Below are 16,811 nucleotides of genomic sequence, written 5' to 3' on the forward strand. Positions count from 1 at the left end.
TATTTATGTTTATTAAAATTGGCAAACTGTTTATGGCTGCCATGTGGTTAGCGATGCTACTCAGCCCAATTATTTTTGTTCCACCATACAATTGGATATTGCCGCTAGTGGGTGGCTTTTTGTTATTGCTGCACGGCGTTCAACTGTTATCCATTCGCGGCACTTTGCTTGAAGCTGGCGTGTTGAAGAAGGGTGATAACCTACAAATTTTGTTCTTTGGCTTTTTTGCTATGTGGCAAATTCACAAACGTATGACTGGGAAAGACTCTTGATTACACGCCAGTTACTATTGGCGAGCATTTGCTTTGTAAGTCTGCCTAGTTGGGCGATGAGCGTTACGGTCATTGATGATGCTAAACATCGACGCAGCGGAGCTTGGACCCAAGTATTACCCTATGCCTATTACACCGAAAACCTCCAGTGGGGCGTGGGTATTGGCGTAGGTGCGGCAGGGCATATTCAGCCTAGCTCGAGCATGGTGGCAACGGCGACTGTAACCAGTAACGATAGCTGGATGGGCTTTTTGTATAGCGGTGACTATCAAATGCCTTTTGCCGATCGCATATTTTTTGATACTACTTTGTATCAAACCAATTTCACTCGCGACCCGCAGTATATTAACGGTAATTCGGATTACCCAGGAGAGCGAGCAGGTAGCAATGATTCAAGCCAAGAAAACCGTGTTTATACCCACAGCAAAGGCCAAGAGTATCGCTTTAGATTTCGCTATTTACTGCCTCTAGGCCACGGTAAAAGCTCAGCAGTTCACACTTTTAGAGTAAACCGCGGTGAAGTAATGGAAGGTTATGAAGCGGGCGCGAAAGAGTGGAACCCACTCAACAGCGGGCGCACCATTATCCAGCTTGAACCTTTTTATTGGAAACAAGACGTTGGTGAATATAACCAACTGCAAGATTCGAATACCTCGGCGGGCCTTACCTTAGAACTCGAATACGATAATCGCAATTATCATCAAAACCCAACAGCGGGTAGCCGACAGCGCGTAAATGTAAGCCGTGATTGGGGCGATAGTGAGCGACCTTCGTGGACGATGTGGGAGCTTTCGGGCTCTAAATACATCAGTTTGCCAAAAACCTCTTGGGCACAAAGCCAAGTATTAGCATTTGGCTTTGCCACCTCTGATACCCCCACTTGGAACCTCAGTTCTTACAACAATGGCGAACAACAATATCATCGCCCTGCCTGGTTTGCTGGTTCACGTTTAGGGGGAATGGACAGGCTCAAGGGCTATGAAACCGCCCGCTATCACGACCGTTCGATGATCTATTATTCGGCAGAATACCGCTTCACACCCAACTGGAACCCACTTCCCAAAGTGCCAGTTGTAAATTGGTTTAACGTACCTGCTTGGTACTGGGTCGCCTTTGTTGAAATTGGCCGAGTGGCTGATGAATACAACTTGGCAACCTTACACCAAGATATGAGATACAGCATAGGTGGGAGCCTTAGAGTAATGATGGAAGGTGTTGTACTACGCGGTGATTTTGCTACCAGCGGCGATGACAGCATTTTTCGTTTAGGTATAAATCACCCTTACTAGGATCTGTTAATCTGTCGCGGTTAATTTTGCTCTAGAGATCAACAGGCTTAATACACTTGCGGATTACCAGTTTAAAGCTGGAATCCGCAAGGCTAGCCATTCTGCTTATAGTGATTGCCAATAATCGGCTATTCCATCAAGGAACATTTGCACCGCAAGCATAATAAGCAACATGCCCATTAAACGCTCCATGGCTTTTAAACCTTTCTCACCCAGCAGTTTTAAAAGTACCCCACTAAATAAGAAGATCACTACGCTAATACCCCACGCAATAAGTAGCGCCAAAGACCAATCTAGCATCCGGCTGCCATCTTGATTTGCCAGCAGCATTAACGATGCAAGTACCGAGGGGCCGGCAATCATTGGGATTGCCATCGGCACTAAAAAGGGCTCTTCACCCGCGGCAAGACCAGCAACACCACCGGGCTGAGGGAAGATCATCTTCAAGGCAATAAGGAATAAAATTATCCCGCCAGCAAGGCTTACCGCTTCTTGTCGAAGATTTAAGAAACCTAGAATTTGCTCGCCAGCAAACAAAAAGGCAAACATAACAGTAAGGGCAAACACCAGCTCTCGTAGTAAAACGATTCGCCGACGTTTGGGGTCAAGATGTTTGACCATGCTAAGGAACACAGGAAGGTTTCCTAGCGGATCCATAATCAAAAACAACATCACTGCTGCTGATAACATATCCATTGGCTAACTCACTAAATAACGACTATTTTGTCTAAGAAATAAAAAAGAGCCAGAGCATAACACCCTGACTCTTTTATAGCTTAGCTTTATTTACGGTTTATAAACGACTTTTACTGCGTCAGTTACATCCGCCTCGTCAACATAAGCTACAGCAGCGGCATTGCCAGCAACTTCTGATACAGCAACTGACGGAGAAGCAGCCGTTTTAGGTGGCTTAGCTTTACCAGTGAAGATTAACTTTGACCAATAAGCTTGAAGCTGGGCTTCGCTTTTACCGGTTGCAGCATCGTGAAAGCTAGCACGTAATGCGTCGCCTTCTTTATATTCAATCACCACTGGTGGTGTGCCATTAGGTAGCTTTTTAAGCTTACCTAAAAACAGCTTTTTCACTTCTGCTTTTGATAAAGCGTCTGGGCCCGCAGGGTTTGCTATCACTACCGGAGCAGCTAAGCTACTAAGGCTAAATACGCTCAAAGACAGAGCCAATAATAGTTTTTTCATGACTCCTCCTAAAATACGCCGTCAAATACGATACTGTAAACTGTAGTGCTGTCTTCGGTTGCACCAGCCACTTTGCTTTCAAGCAAGCCATTGGTATCACCAAAGCCATTCACTAAAGTAGCGTCAAACTTCACTGCTAGATTAGACAGTAAGTCGTAGCGTAAGCCTAAAGAATAAGAGGTACGCTTGCCGTCATAAATGTACGACGTTGGTAGCAAACCTGGCGAACCACTCAAACAATCGGAAACACAAACGAATTTGCCATCTCGCTCATCATCATCTTGAGTTTTCATCCCAGCAACCGTGCCATAAGGCATGGCTTTACCAAAGCGGTAGCCCAAGGTTAGGTAGCCTGAGTCAACATCAGAGTATTCACCTTCTACTGTTGCACGAGTCACCTCTGACACAACAAGCAAGGAGCCGTTATCGTAGCTAAAACCTGCACCTAAGAAGTCAGATTTGTTTTTATCGGCCAATACCTGGGCATCGGGTTGATTGCTTGGGTCAACGGTAATTTTAGTTACACCGTAAACAGCCCGAACGGTGAAATCGTCAATAGCCCAAGTAAGGTTAGCTCCTAAGATGTCATCGTAGTTTGTGCCATCTTCTTCCGACTGTCCCCAAAAGCCCTGTACCGTTAGGGTTGAGTTATCAAACTCAAAGTCGTAGCTACCATCAACACCAACAAAAGAGTTAAATGGCACAAAACCATATACTTCTTCTGGTGGACGAGCCCACGGCTGAGCGTAACCCACTTCTAGATAATCAGAATACATATACATAGGTAAGCGAAGTTTACCGCCACGCACTGTAATGTAGTTATCAAAGGTATGCTTTAAGTAAGCCCATTCAACATCTGGGCTAAAGTCATCTTCACCACGTGCCACTAACTGCACCGTTACACTGGTACTGTCGGCTAAAGCAAAGTCACCCTGTAGGCCCACCAAAGTAAGATTATTAAAATCGTACTCGTCGGTAGAACCGGCATAACCTAGGTTATTGTTAGCTTGATTGATGCCCACGCTGTAGAAACCGTTAAAGCTGATTCTATCAAAGGCATTATCCTGATTTTGTTCTCTTAGAACCTGCACCTCTTGCTCGAGATCATTTACTCGTTGCTCGAGAGCTTCGTCTGCCATTACTGCGCCACTCAATAAGCATATTGGTAACGCCTGCCACGCCCTTAAATCCATGGGGCATCTCCTTTCTTTTATAGTTTTTTTATTTACACTTTAAATTGGCTAATAACGTCACTTAATCGCTGAGTTACTTGCCTTACATCCTCGCTAACGTTGTCTATTTCGCTAGAGCTTTTTGCCACCGCGAGAGATATTTGTTGAATGTCATTCACGCTGTTGTGAATAACATCTGAAGTTTTAGTTTGCTCTTCTGTTGCTGCTGCAATTTGCTCGTTCACAGCATGAATTGATTCCACCTTACCGGTGATATCCATTAGTGATTTACCCGCTTGAGCAGATTGCTCAACACTTAAACCGGCTTGTTCAATACCCCGGTTCATAGCTTCAACAGCCGATCCAGAGCCTTTTTGTAGCTCTTCTAATACTTGTTGAATTTCTTGAGTAGAGTCTTGGGTGCGTGAGGCAAGCGTGCGAACTTCATCGGCTACTACCGCAAAACCCCGCCCTTGCTCACCGGCGCGTGCTGCTTCAATAGCAGCATTCAAGGCTAGCAAATTGGTTTGCTCTGCAATGCCTCGAATCGCATCTAAAATCACACCTACATTGCTTGTATAAGATTCAAGCTGGTTAATCGCTTGTGCAGTACCGTTCACTTCTTCCGCTAAATCGTTAATTACTGAGATGGTATTTTCTACAACTTGGTTGCCTTCTTGCGCGGAACTGTTTGCAGAAGACGCTTCTTGAGAAGCTTGCGAGGCAAAGTCAGCAATATGGTGCACACTAGCGGTCATTTCTTGAATTGCCGCACTTACTGCATCTACCGAGTGATTTTGAGACTCAATACTACTCGCAGTATGTTTACTGGTTTCCATTAAGCGAGTAGACACATCTTGAAGGGCTTGCACGGTTTCGGTGGTTGTAGCAATGCTGATTTGCATCTTGCTAATAAACTGATTAAACCAATGAACCAGCGTGGCTATTTCATCTTTACCGTCGTAGTCAACACGAACGGTAAGGTCCCCTTCACCTTCGGCGATTTCACGCAATGATGAAGTCACTTGGGCAATCGAGTTAACAATACTGCGAGTGGTCATAATGCCGACGAAGATAACCACTACAATGGTGGCCACGCCCAAAATAATACCGGTGGTTACCGCAGACTGAGAACTAGCAATAGTGCCATCTATGGTTTCGTTAAAGGCTTTTTCGGTGTTTACCCGCAAACTTGCCAAACCTTGAGTCAGCTCTTGCAGTACCGCGGCGGAGCGCTCAGCTTTGGCAGGTAAAGTGGCAAAGTCGGCACTGCCATCCACCAAGCTCATGGCAATGCCTCTAGCTTGGCCGTAATATTTATTTTGCAGGCTTTGCAATTGCTCTACGTCTTGCCTGGCGCTAGGCAGAATTGTAATTAGCTCATTTAGCTTATCGTTTAACAGCTGATTTTGCTCATCAGCTGCATCTAATGATTCTTCTTCACCGGTGGTTACTGCTGTTTGTAGCAATTGGTCTACGTTATATAGGGTGTTTTGCGCAACCGTTGCGGTGTCTAATGCTGGGAAGTACTGGTCTCTAATTTGTTCAATATTGAACTGGCTTTGTTGCTGAACTTGCATGTTGTTTATCAAGTAGATTGCAAACCCAACAACAGCAATAGCCGCCAAGATCCCAACCTTATGGCTTATTTTTAGACGTCTAGCCAAATCCATTTATACCACTCCATGTAAATACAAGTATCGATAACTTATGTATCGGCACCATCAACTGAATGTTTAAATAACTTCTCTGTTGTTAAGTAAATCCAAATCAATTAAAACATATGTTTAAATATTGTTAGAAATCTTATTAGATTAAACTACTTATTCCGTTCCGACTAAAAGCCTAGGTGCATAAGAAATTATAGATGTTTATTCCAGATAAGATGGGAAAACAGCAAAGAAAGATGAATTAAACACTATAAGAGTGATAAATAGCAAGTAATATCAGCTATAACTAAATTAATAGTCGTTTATATATGAAAAGGGCCTGAAATGGCCCATATAAGGCAGGTTTATTTGTGAGAACAGATCTTTGATTCAGCAGTGGTAAAGCCTTGTTTTGCTTCGATGAACTTGCCACGTTCCGCTAAGAACACGATCAATTGCTGGGCGTTCATGCCTTTTTGACGACAAGTATGGTACTCACTGTCTTCACCAAATGTTTCTTTCATTAACGCCTCTAGAGACGCAGAAGTGAAACTACCACCTTGCTCTAACATCAACTGCATCACTTGATGCCCGTGAATCGACTGACTCATTATTACCTCCATTAAAAAACGGCGTTCACTTTACCAGTGCCACGCCGTTTGTTTGTTGCGTTAGAACAAGCTAGATAAGCTTCTCAATGTTCTTGGAGGCCAATTGTTGTTGGTAAGACTGAATAGAGCTTTGCAACAAGGCATCGTTTTGTGCTTGTTGCGAAGTTGATTGCGCATAGTTGGTATCTAATATGCGCGAACGCGCTGCGCTTTGTGCCTCGATGGCAGCTTGGGTAGAGCGATAAGCAGACTCTGCCGCATTACTAGAAGCACCTAGTTCCGCTTGATTAGCATCGGTAGTTTGCTGGGCTCCCTGCAACGCTGCTTGAGCTGTGGCAGGATCGTTAAGGTCAACATTATCTACGCCAAGATCGGTGGCGTTGGGAATAGCGGCAGTGTTGGCATCAACTTGAGCTTGCAAAGCGGCAATATCGTCAGAGTTATAAATACCATTACCACTTTGTACAACCAACGCTTGGTTCTGCTGCAATAGCTCGGTTGTGCCCTGTAGTTGAGCAGATTCGATATTGTTGAGGCTAACTTGGTTTTGATAGATATTGGCGTAAGCTTCTTGCTCGCTAATACCAGTGGTTAAGCGATTAGAAATCTGTAAGCCTGCAGGATCATCTGCCGCTGTGTTAATACGCTTACCAGAAGCAAGTTTTTCATCTTGTTCTTCTTGGCGTTTCTTCGCTTGGTCCATATAAAAATCGGACGGAGAAACGGAGCTTGAAACCTGATTGATAGCCATTGGATATCCTCAACAAAACATTTACTAGAGCAGCCATCCTAGCTGTATACTTTTTAAGCATACCACTAAGTGCCAAAAATCGCATCTTTTTGCACGTTATTTTGTGCTGTTTTCTTGCTCGCAAGACCAGCAATAATCGAAGCTTCCAGGATTAATTTCTTGGCACTTATTGCAGGTCCACTCTGCAACACTATTTACTTCGTAGTCCTTAACCGCTTGCTTGGCTTTGTCCCATTGGGCTAACTCTACCATTAATGTGACTTGTACAACGTCCATAGGGAGCTCACCAGCTGCCGCCATGGCATACTCACCATCTACTCGGCTCTCAATGCCCATTTTACTTAACATCCCTTGCAGCAATCGCGCTTCTACAAAATTGGCGGCTCGATAAAACTCATGCCATTGGCTCATTTATTCTCCTTAATAGCGACTACTAATACTTAGTATAGGTGAGTTGCTTGTAGTATTGCTTGCTAACACAAAAACTTAGGCATTAACCCTTTTTAAATAGACCTAGTGAGCGGGCAATTTAGCTCAGCGCCCTTACGCTTTTTGTTGACTAAACCTCAGCTTAAAAAGGCTCGCTTAACTCGATGATGAGCCGCAACTACCCAGCACCAAAATATAGCGATACCGCACCAATTTAGAACATAACCCATATGGATCACATAAAATTACGCACCATTTTAGAGCCAAAACATGTAACCCCATTGTTATCATCAAGTTAAAACCCTTTCATTGCATCAACTTAGTGCTTAGTTAAGAAATTTATTCAACAAAAGGCCTGAAAATTGCTTCTTTTTGGCGCAAACCATATTAAAAGAAACAATTAGGGAGATTTTTTAATGGATAATATTAGTGACGCTATCGACGTATTGTCGCAAAGCGCAAACACTTTATTCATTCTGCTAGGTGCCATTATGGTTCTAGCCATGCACGCTGGCTTTGCCTTTTTAGAAGTAGGTACAGTTCGCCATAAAAACCAAGTAAACGCCTTAGTTAAAATTATCACCGATTTCGCATTTTCTGGTGTGGCTTACTTCGTTATTGGTTACTACTTAGCTTACGGTAGCCACTTTTTTAATAGTGCAGAAGTACTTGCTGAAGGAAACGGCTACGAGCTAGTGAAGTTTTTCTTCTTACTTACCTTTGCAGCCGCTATTCCAGCCATTGTTTCAGGCGGTATCGCGGAGCGTGGTAAGTTCTATCCATTTTTAATTGCTTCTTCATTGATTGTTGGTTTGGTATACCCGATTTTCGAAGGCATTATTTGGAACGGTAACTTCGGCTTCCAAGATTGGTTAGAAGCGCAATTTGGCGCAGCCTTCCATGATTTTGCAGGCTCGGTAGTTGTACACGCAATGGGCGGTTGGTTAGCACTGGTTGCGATTAAAGTTCTTGGCGCACGTAAAGGCAGAAAGCCAGGCGTGGCATTTGCACCTTCTAACATCCCATTCTTAGCTTTAGGTGCTTGGGTACTTACCGTTGGCTGGTTCGGCTTTAACGTTATGTCGGCCCAAACCATGGACGGCATCAGCGGCTTAGTAGCGGTTAATACCTTAATGGCAATGGTTGGCGGAACGATTGTTGCGCTAGTTGTAGGCCGTAATGACCCAGGTTTTGTTCACAATGGTCCTTTAGCTGGCTTAGTTGCTGTTTGTGCGGGTTCAGACTTAATGCATCCTATTGGCGCCTTAGTAACGGGTGGCGTAGCTGGTGCATTATTTGTTTGGGTATTCACTTGGTTACAACAACGCTCTGACTTAGACGACGTATTAGGTGTTTGGCCACTTCACGGCTTGTGTGGTGTTTGGGGTGGTGTTGCCGCAGGTATCTTCGGTAGCCAAGCGCTAGGCGGTTTAGGTGGCGTATCTCTAATCAGCCAGATCATCGGTAGCCTTGCAGGTGTGGCTGTAGCGCTAATCGGTGGTGTGATTGTTTACGGCATTGTAGATAAAGTTGCAGGCTTGCGTCTTTCTGAAGAAGACGAATTCCATGGCGCTGACTTAGCGATTCACAAAATTAGCGCAACCAACAAAGACCGCTAATAAAAAAGCCCGCACAGCTGTGCGGGCTTTCAATACTTGAAATGCAGTTCTGGTGAAACTCACCATTGAACTGCATTTTGCTTTTTATAGCTCAATAATATCTAGCTTATAACCTATCTGGCTCAAGTATTGCTGCTCATTTTCTAAATCTGCGCGGGTTAAAGGATTATTCTGCAGCCAAGCTTGATCCAACAGTAAACTCATTTGCTGCCCAGCAGCTCTAAACTGCAGTTCCGGCAGTGTTTGACGACGTTTGCCACGGTTAAAAATGACTGATAAACGAATGATCAAACACGCCTTAAGCAAGTCTACGTTTTCCATAGGAAACTGCTTAACAGGGATGCGCTTACGATGCGCTAAAACTAAGGCAGCCAACTGTTGTTGCTCGATGCGAGAAAAGCCAGCAAGATCAACATGCTCCACGATATAGGCACCGTGTTTATGATAATCACTGTGTGCTACATCTAGGCCCACTAAAAATAGTTGCGAAGCCCAATTTAACAGCTTGGTGGTTTCTATTTCATCCAACGACCAGGTTTCTGCCACTTGGTTTAACAATAACTGACAAGTGCTATCTACTCGGCCACTAAACTGGCTGTCTACGTGGTAACGCTCAGCTAGCTTTTGCACGCTAGCTGGACGAATATCACTGTGTTCTAAACGACCTTTTAGCTCATACAATAAACCTTCGCGTAAGGCCGATTCAGCGGCATGCATAGTATCAATGTTCAGTGCTTGGAATAAGGCTTGTAGGACTACAACCCCTCCCAAAAACACTGGCTGACGTTCTAGTGAAAGACCTTTTAGCGGCAAGTTACATTCGCCTGCTTCTAGGTAGCGTTCAATAATAGCGTCTAGGCCTTTGAGCTGAATTTCACCATCACAAAATTGGTTTTCTAAGCAAACTTTCGCCACAGCTTTAATGGTGCCAGAAGCACCTAAACACTCATTCCAAGCATGTTCTAAGAAATCATCGGCCACAGGCAACAATTGCTGCGAACAATAGACACTGGCTTTTAATAAGCGGTTTTTGGTCACTCGGCCATTTTTAAAGAAACGTTTAGTGATAGATACACAGCCCATATCTAAGCTCTCTTTAAGCTTTAGATCCATGCCTTCACCAAGGGTGACTTCGGTGCTACCACCGCCAATGTCGATGACCATACGCGGGCCATTGGTTGGCGCCATATAGTGAGCAACACCTAGGTAGATTAAACGGGCTTCTTCTTCACCGGAGATAACTTCAACTGGATGGCCAAGGCGTTGCTCGGCAGCTTGCAGGAACACATTGGAATCAATAATGCTACGCAGGGTTTTGGTGCCAACAACTCTAACGCTGCCAGGTTTAAACTCGCGAAGACGCTCACCAAAACGCTCTAAACATGCTTGAGCGCGATTCCAAGCGGCTGCGTCGAGGCTGCCATCATCTTGCAAGCCCCAACCCAAACGCACCATTTCTTTCACTTTATCGCGAACTTTAAGTTCGCCGTCTTCCCAGTCAGCAATAATTAAATGAAAACTATTGCTGCCTAAATCCAGAGCAGCCAACTGTTGAGTTTTGGGACTCAACAAACGCGATAAATTGAACATAAACTAACCTCAGCGAATCACTCGCAAAAGACCGAGCCAAAAGGCTCTCTAATTTACTTCAATATAAAACGTTTTAACATAGTTTCTATATCATTTACCTGTTGTTGTAGCGCTTGGCTAGATTGAGCAACTCGCTCTATTTGCTCAAAATTATCCTCTGCTACCTCGGCAATCACATTCACATTACGCGTTACTTCGCTTGCAACATGATGTTGCTCTTGTGCGGCCACACTAATTTGATCGGTCATCTCGCGCATTTGGCTCATATCGGTGCGAATTGTCATGATCGCTTCACGAGATTTCTCAGCCAGATCTTTTGACTGGCTCATTTGTTCGCGACTAGCGGCCATTGCATCAAATACTTGGGTTGATTCGCGTTGCAAGGTAGTAATCATTGCCCGCACTGACTCGGTGCTTTTGGTGGTTTGGCTAGCTAGGCTGCGCACTTCATCAGCAACCACCGCAAAACCTCTACCTTGCTCACCGGCACGGGCCGCTTCAATGGCCGCATTTAAGGCTAGCAGGTTGGTTTTCTCAGCAATACCATCGATCACTTCGATAATAGAACCAATTTGTTTACTGGCGTCTGCTAGCTTATCCACTTGGCCAGAAGTGCTCTGCAAGGCATCATCTAAACTATCGATCATCTCGATATTTTGATTCATTACCTGCTGGCCTTGATCAATGTTGTTCTCAACAGACATCGACAACTCGCGGCTACTTTCGGTGTTTGAAGCCACTTCTTTAATTGCCGACTCCATTTCAGTCACGGCTGTTGCTACGCTACTCAGTTCAGCTGTTTGCTTATCAAGCTTGGTTTTTACCACGCTTGAAGCTTCGTTATTTTTAACCGATACATCGCTAAGTTGGTGAGCTGCACTTTGAATTTGGCTAAACACCTCACGAGCTTGTTCAATCATTCGGTTAATGGCTGCCACCAGCACCGCAAATTCGCCAGAGTATTTACCATTCATGCTTTGGCTATAGTCACCCTCAGCCAATCGTAGAATGTGAGATTGGGTATGCTCTAGAGGTTTACGAATCAAACTCGCTAACCAGTAAGCAACGGCAATAGCAAAAATAATCACCAAAGGCACAACAATCGCGGTGATTGAGCGCGCATTAAGAATTAAACTTCGGCCCTGCTCGCTGGCCACCTCACTTTGCTGGTTAGCTAAATCAACAATCTTAGTAACGGTAGAATCTAAACCAGAAAGCTGACGGTTAATTTCTACAGTTTGGATAGCGATATTAGCAATGGTTTCTTGGCTATCTACATAGCGCTCTACAATGCCGCTTGGGTCATTCACTTGGCGGTTAAACTCAGCAACCAAGTCCGCAACTTGAGGATCAGCCAAGCCTTCAACTTCATCAATTAATGAAGAAAAGTCATCGTTAAATACACGGTTGTTATATTGAATCTTCTTAACCAAATCGGCGATTTTTTGCGGGTCGCGAGTATTCACCATGTTTGATAGTAAGAACTCCATCAAACCAAAACGGTCCATGACCATGGTGAGAATGTCTTCAATGTATGAATCTTCAGCAGCTGCAGGGCTAGCCACTTTGGTCACAATTCTTTTCAAATCAGACAAGCGAAATAGAAACTGACTTAAATCATCACGTACTTTTTCGTCTTGCTGCAGGTAAGTATTTTGTAATTGCGCTAATCGCCCACCTTGCGAGGCCAAGGTGTTTTCTACATTGCTAACGTCATTTAAATACTGTGAAAGCCCATTAATATTAAACTTTTGGGCATGAGCTTCTAACTCCGCCACATGACTTTCTAGATCATTTAGTGATTCATCGGCTTGGCTATTAATGCTTTGCAGTTCATCTAAGTTGCTGGCATTTTCCAAACTTAACAGCAAGATACCCGCTCGAAGCGCTTGGCTGCCTACTTGGTTTGCAAGCAACTGGGTTCTTGCACTATTGTCAGTAAGTGTATTGAAACTTGAATTGATTTGCTGAGCCAGCAAAAAAGCGGCACCACCGCCCATCGCTATCACCAAAGTGAGAACGGCAAACCCTATATATAAACGATGAACAACCGAGATTTGATTGATACTTTTTCCCAACATGCCTTGCTACCTTTTCCCAAAAGCTCGCTAATTCCCGTACTAGTAAGACTAGTAAGGATTTTGTTGATTATCTTTTTTAGTCGTTATTGTGCGATGTTCCGCACATCAAAAAACTGTAAGCCATTATTAATTTTGGCTTTTTAGCTCATTGTTCGTGCAAAAAAATGCGTAATAAAAGATTAACCTGATGTTTGTATTATTTTTTTATAAAACATCATAGCAAGGAAGCAAACATGAGCCCACGGCTGATTCTCCCCCTCTCTCTACTCTTGTTAACTAGCCCGCAAATATTAGCTAAAGATGAAGCATCTTCAGCAGCTTTGCCCTATCAAGTGTTAACAAGCATGGAAAATGGCACCGAAATCCGCAATGGTGGATACGGTTCTGCCATGACCGCCCATCCGCATTTGGCCGATCACTTTTACGCCCTTACCGATCGGGGCCCCAATGCCAAATACCAAGGGCCAGAAGGCAAAGGCAAGATCTTTCCAACACCGGAGTACACACCACGCATTGGTTTATTTAGTTTTACCAATGGTGAGGTAAACCAAGTAAAAGAAATTTTGTTGAAGGACCCAAATGGCAAACTAATTTCTGGCTTACCAAACCCCAAAGGCATGGGCGATACCGGTGAAGTAGCCTACGCTAACGACAAGTCGGTACTAGAAGCTGATCCTTTTGGTTTAGATAGCGAAGGCTTAGTTGCCTTAAAAGATGGCAGCTTTTGGGTGAGTGATGAATACGGTCCGCATATTGTTCATTACAGTGCCACTGGTGTAGAACTGGAGCGTATTAATCCCTTTGGCACCGGAACTGGAGGCAGAAAGCTACCAGCGGTATTGGCGAATCGTCGTGCTAATCGCGGAATGGAAGGCTTGGCAATTAGCCCAGACGAGAAAGTATTGTTTGGCATTATGCAGTCGACACTTTACAACCCAAGTAAAAAAGCTATCAACAACAAAAACCTTACTCGCATCGTAAGCTTTGATATCGCTAGTGGTAAAACTAAGCAATACCTTTACCAGCAAGAAGCAAATAACCTTTCTAACTCAGAAATTGTCGCCTTAAACCAGCAACAGTTTTTGGTCATAGAACGTGACGGCGGTTTTGCTGGTGCTAGTGGCAAAAAGCAGGCGAAATACAAACGTATTTATCAAATTGATTTAAGCCAAGCCACCGATGTAAGTGGCGACGTAGACGCCGATCTGGGATTAACCTTTGCAGGGAAAACCCTCGAGCAAATGAGCTGGCAAGAACTCGCACAACAAGGGATTAAGCCAGTAACAAAAGCCTTGGTGAATGATCTATTGGTAGATTTGCCCAGCCCCTACCCTCACGACAAACTGGAAGGTTTGTGGCTGCGCGCCGACAATCAGCTAGCGGTGCTTAATGATGATGATTTTGCCGTAGCGGCTAAAGGCGAGCATGTTATCCAAAAGATCCTACCGGCTAATCAAACTATCGATCGCAATACCTTATATCTATTAAAAGGCCGATAGGCCAAAGCACCCAGAGTATTTTTATAGTGCTCTGGGTTCCTTATGTTTAATGCTGGTTTTTTAGCCGAACAGCACCTTCTACAGAACATTCAATTTGTATAAATAAAACAGCCATCTACACTATGGGTGTAGCAGAAAGGAATCGCTCGTTAATGGTTGTTGATGGACTCACCTATTTTATTTTAACCACTTTAGTCACCGTGGTGTCGGCAGTGGTGCTCACCCTTATTCGGGTATTTCATGGGCAAAAAACCGCGCTAGATTGTTGGATTATGGCCTCCTACACTCAAGTGTGTGCCTTGCTGGTTGTGCTGCTTTCCAGGCAGCCCTCGGCCACGGAGTTGTTGTTACAAAATACCTTATTTGCTGGCTCATTTCTGCTTATCGTTGCGGGTCATCACCATTACTTAAAACAGCGCTTTAACCGCAACTTTCTGTCGATAGCGCTGTTATTGTATTGCGCACTGATGTTTTATTTCATCTCGATTGAGCCTTCTAGCCAATCTCGTATTACCTTATTCTCCAGCACCCTTGCACTATGCTGTTTCTACTGCGCCTATCTGTATTTTCGCTATTGGCGACAGCAACACAATCATGCCTTGTGGCTGGTCATTGGCTTGTACTTATTCTTTGGTACTTGTTTACTGCTCAGGGTTTACATCACCATGCAACATACGCCGCAAAACCAGGGTTTATTGCTTGGCGTGCCTACCTTGCTCTCGTTAGCCATATTCGCCGGAAACGCACTGCAAACTTACGTGTTCTACTTTTTACTGCATTGGCGGCAAATCATTCAATTAGAACAGCTCGCCAATTACGATATCACCGGTGCTATGCGCCGCAGCTACTTTTTAAAACAACTAGAAAAAATGACCAAACGCGCGCAGTTTTCTGGTGGTGAAATTAGCGTTGTGTTTATCGATTTAGACCGTTTTAAAAGCATTAACGATGACTACGGCCACGACAACGGTGACTTAGCCTTAATGCATTTTTCAGAGATAGCCCTAGACAACCTGCGTGTAGGCGATTTATTTGGCCGTTTTGGTGGCGAGGAGTTTGTAATAGCGCTGAACGGAGCTAACGCGCAGCAAGCTAATGCACTAGCAAATCGGATCCGCATTCAACTCAATCAGCAAGCGCTAAAAACCAGCAAGGGTAAGCTCTACATGAGTGCCAGCTTTGGCGTAGCGTCAAACTTAAAAACTCAAGATTTATCAAAACTTATTAAACAAGCCGATGAAGCAATGTACCAAGCCAAACGCCAGGGCGGAAACAAGGTCAAGGTGTACGCTCTAAATGAAAGCACCAGCAGTTAGTTGAAATATTTCACTACTTTGGCTTACCAATTCCACTTTACCCGCTAAGCATTTCGCCATACTCTTTAGCAAAACCTAGATAGCGCGACTATCTTAGCTAATCATGCAACAAGGAAAAATAATGACCATAGGGGTAGGTGGCAGCTCAGCCAGCGAACAGTTGGCTACATTAAGCAATATGTGTAGCGACACAAGTGGAATTAGTAAGGCCGAGTACCAACAGCGCCAGCAACGAGCATGTGAGTTAATGCAGCAACAAGGCATAAGCGCTATTTACTTAAACGCCGGTACTAACTTGTATTATTTCACTGGATTAAAGTGGGGTGCCAGCGAGCGTATGGTAGGAGCGCTATTAACCGCCGATGGTCAATTACGCTATATTGCTCCGTGTTTTGAGCAAGACTCTTTAAACGACTTCATGCTTATTGATGCCCCCTTCCATGGCTGGCATGAACACCAAAGCCCTTATCTGTTATTTTCAAAACTATGTTTAGATTTAAAACTAAGCGGCACCATTGCAGTCGACCCTAGTGCGGCGTTCTTTTTAGTAGACGGCCTGATTAAAGCGAACCCTAATTTAAACTTTGTAAATGGTGATGTAGTCACTCAAGCTTGCCGCGCCATAAAATCAGCCGCCGAAATTGCCTTATTGCAACAAGCCAAAGGCATGACCTTGGCGGTACAAAAAGCTGCGGCTAAAATTTTGCGCCCTGGTATTAGTACTAGCGAAGTGACCGAGTTTATCCACCAAGCCCACCAAAAGGTAGGCGCTAGCGGATCGTCTTTTTGTATTGTGTTATTTGGCTTAGCAAGCTCATTTCCACATGGCGTAAAAGAGCCGCAAATCTTGCAAGAAAACGATTGGGTACTCATTGATACCGGCTGCCTATTGCACGGTTATAACTCTGACATAACCCGCAGCTACGCTTACGGTGAAGCCACTGAACAACAACGTAAAGCTTGGCAAAGCGAACATAAAGCGCAACAGGCCGCTTTTAATGCGGCGCAACTAGGTGCTAGCTGCGCCAGTGTAGATGCTGCAGCTCGCCAATCGCTAGAAGCAGATGGCTATGGGCCAGAATATGCTTTACCTGGCTTACCGCATCGCACAGGGCACGGTTGTGGCCTAGATATTCACGAAGGGCCTTATTTAGTAGCAGGCGATGAAACCCTGTTAGCCCCTGGCATGGTGTTTAGTAACGAGCCAATGTTGGTGATACCCGAACACTTTGGCGTTCGCTTAGAAGATCATTTTTATATCGGCGAGTCAGGGCCGGTTTGGTTCACCCAACCAAGCCCAAGCATTGATGACCCTTTTGGCTACCAAACAGCTTAA

14 protein-coding genes and 1 pseudogene are annotated in these 16,811 nt (G+C 44.5%); 6 read left to right on the forward strand and 9 right to left on the reverse strand.

Translation table 11 applies throughout. The features are described from left to right. The first annotated feature begins 5 nt into the window (after positions 1 to 5). Both K5620_RS19255 and K5620_RS19260 read left to right on the forward strand, forming a co-directional pair. Positions 6 to 272 (forward strand): DUF1145 domain-containing protein, encoded by a 267-nt coding sequence (locus tag K5620_RS19255; protein ID WP_016402277.1) that lies wholly within the window; start codon positions 6 to 8, stop codon positions 270 to 272. Further along, positions 269 to 1,561: a BamA/TamA family outer membrane protein gene (locus tag K5620_RS19260; protein ID WP_040307300.1), complete on the forward strand. Its 1,293-nt coding sequence runs from the start codon at positions 269 to 271 to the stop codon at positions 1,559 to 1,561. The genes K5620_RS19255 and K5620_RS19260 overlap by 4 nt, the downstream gene beginning before the upstream one ends. A gap of 105 nt (positions 1,562 to 1,666) precedes the next feature. Here K5620_RS19260 and K5620_RS19265 read toward each other — a convergent pair whose 3' ends face one another. The 7 genes and pseudogenes from K5620_RS19265 to K5620_RS19295 form a co-directional block, all read right to left on the reverse strand. Beyond that, positions 1,667 to 2,257, reverse strand: coding sequence for a YhgN family NAAT transporter (locus tag K5620_RS19265; protein WP_016402279.1), 591 nt, complete (start codon positions 2,255 to 2,257; stop codon positions 1,667 to 1,669). Positions 2,258 to 2,347: 90 nt separating this feature from the next. After that, positions 2,348 to 2,758 (reverse strand): hypothetical protein, encoded by a 411-nt coding sequence (locus tag K5620_RS19270; protein WP_016402280.1) that lies wholly within the window; start codon positions 2,756 to 2,758, stop codon positions 2,348 to 2,350. A gap of 8 nt (positions 2,759 to 2,766) precedes the next feature. After that, entirely contained in the window at positions 2,767 to 3,951 is a 1,185-nt protein-coding gene (locus tag K5620_RS19275) for a hypothetical protein (protein WP_016402281.1), read from the reverse strand. 32 nt (positions 3,952 to 3,983) lie between these two features. After that, positions 3,984 to 5,603: a methyl-accepting chemotaxis protein gene (locus tag K5620_RS19280; RefSeq protein WP_016402282.1), complete on the reverse strand. Its 1,620-nt coding sequence runs from the start codon at positions 5,601 to 5,603 to the stop codon at positions 3,984 to 3,986. A gap of 341 nt (positions 5,604 to 5,944) precedes the next feature. Further along, the gene (locus K5620_RS19285; protein ID WP_016402283.1) at positions 5,945 to 6,190 is read right to left on the reverse strand and encodes a YecH family metal-binding protein; all 246 of its coding nucleotides are present in this window, start codon (positions 6,188 to 6,190) and stop codon (positions 5,945 to 5,947) included. A gap of 70 nt (positions 6,191 to 6,260) precedes the next feature. Continuing rightward, a pseudogene (locus tag K5620_RS19290) lies at positions 6,261 to 6,854 on the reverse strand (flagellin); the annotation flags it as partial. A 183-nt stretch (positions 6,855 to 7,037) separates the two neighbouring features. After that, positions 7,038 to 7,352, reverse strand: coding sequence for a putative signal transducing protein (locus K5620_RS19295; RefSeq protein ID WP_016402285.1), 315 nt, complete (start codon positions 7,350 to 7,352; stop codon positions 7,038 to 7,040). A 434-nt stretch (positions 7,353 to 7,786) separates the two neighbouring features. Here K5620_RS19295 and K5620_RS19300 point away from each other — a divergent pair, with 434 nt between their 5' ends. Continuing rightward, positions 7,787 to 8,989 (forward strand): ammonium transporter, encoded by a 1,203-nt coding sequence (locus tag K5620_RS19300; RefSeq protein ID WP_016402286.1) that lies wholly within the window; start codon positions 7,787 to 7,789, stop codon positions 8,987 to 8,989. An 84-nt stretch (positions 8,990 to 9,073) separates the two neighbouring features. Here the strand turns inward: K5620_RS19300 and K5620_RS19305 are convergent, their stop codons facing one another. Further along, complete coding sequence (locus K5620_RS19305; RefSeq protein WP_016402287.1) at positions 9,074 to 10,579, reverse strand: Ppx/GppA phosphatase family protein; 1,506 nt, start codon at positions 10,577 to 10,579, stop codon at positions 9,074 to 9,076. Positions 10,580 to 10,632: 53 nt separating this feature from the next. Continuing rightward, positions 10,633 to 12,660 (reverse strand): methyl-accepting chemotaxis protein, encoded by a 2,028-nt coding sequence (locus tag K5620_RS19310; protein WP_016402288.1) that lies wholly within the window; start codon positions 12,658 to 12,660, stop codon positions 10,633 to 10,635. Positions 12,661 to 12,893: 233 nt separating this feature from the next. Between K5620_RS19310 and K5620_RS19315 the strand changes: the two genes are divergently transcribed. The 3 genes from K5620_RS19315 (at position 12,894) to K5620_RS19325 (ending at position 16,811) form a co-directional block, all read left to right on the forward strand. Then, complete coding sequence (locus tag K5620_RS19315; protein ID WP_016402289.1) at positions 12,894 to 14,159, forward strand: esterase-like activity of phytase family protein; 1,266 nt, start codon at positions 12,894 to 12,896, stop codon at positions 14,157 to 14,159. 152 nt (positions 14,160 to 14,311) lie between these two features. Beyond that, complete coding sequence (locus tag K5620_RS19320; RefSeq protein ID WP_016402290.1) at positions 14,312 to 15,475, forward strand: GGDEF domain-containing protein; 1,164 nt, start codon at positions 14,312 to 14,314, stop codon at positions 15,473 to 15,475. 121 nt (positions 15,476 to 15,596) lie between these two features. Continuing rightward, positions 15,597 to 16,811, forward strand: coding sequence for a M24 family metallopeptidase (locus tag K5620_RS19325; protein WP_016402291.1), 1,215 nt, complete (start codon positions 15,597 to 15,599; stop codon positions 16,809 to 16,811).

The sequence above is a fragment of the Agarivorans albus genome (assembly GCF_019670105.1).
In the GTDB taxonomy this organism is placed as follows: Bacteria; Pseudomonadota; Gammaproteobacteria; order Enterobacterales; family Celerinatantimonadaceae; genus Agarivorans; species Agarivorans albus.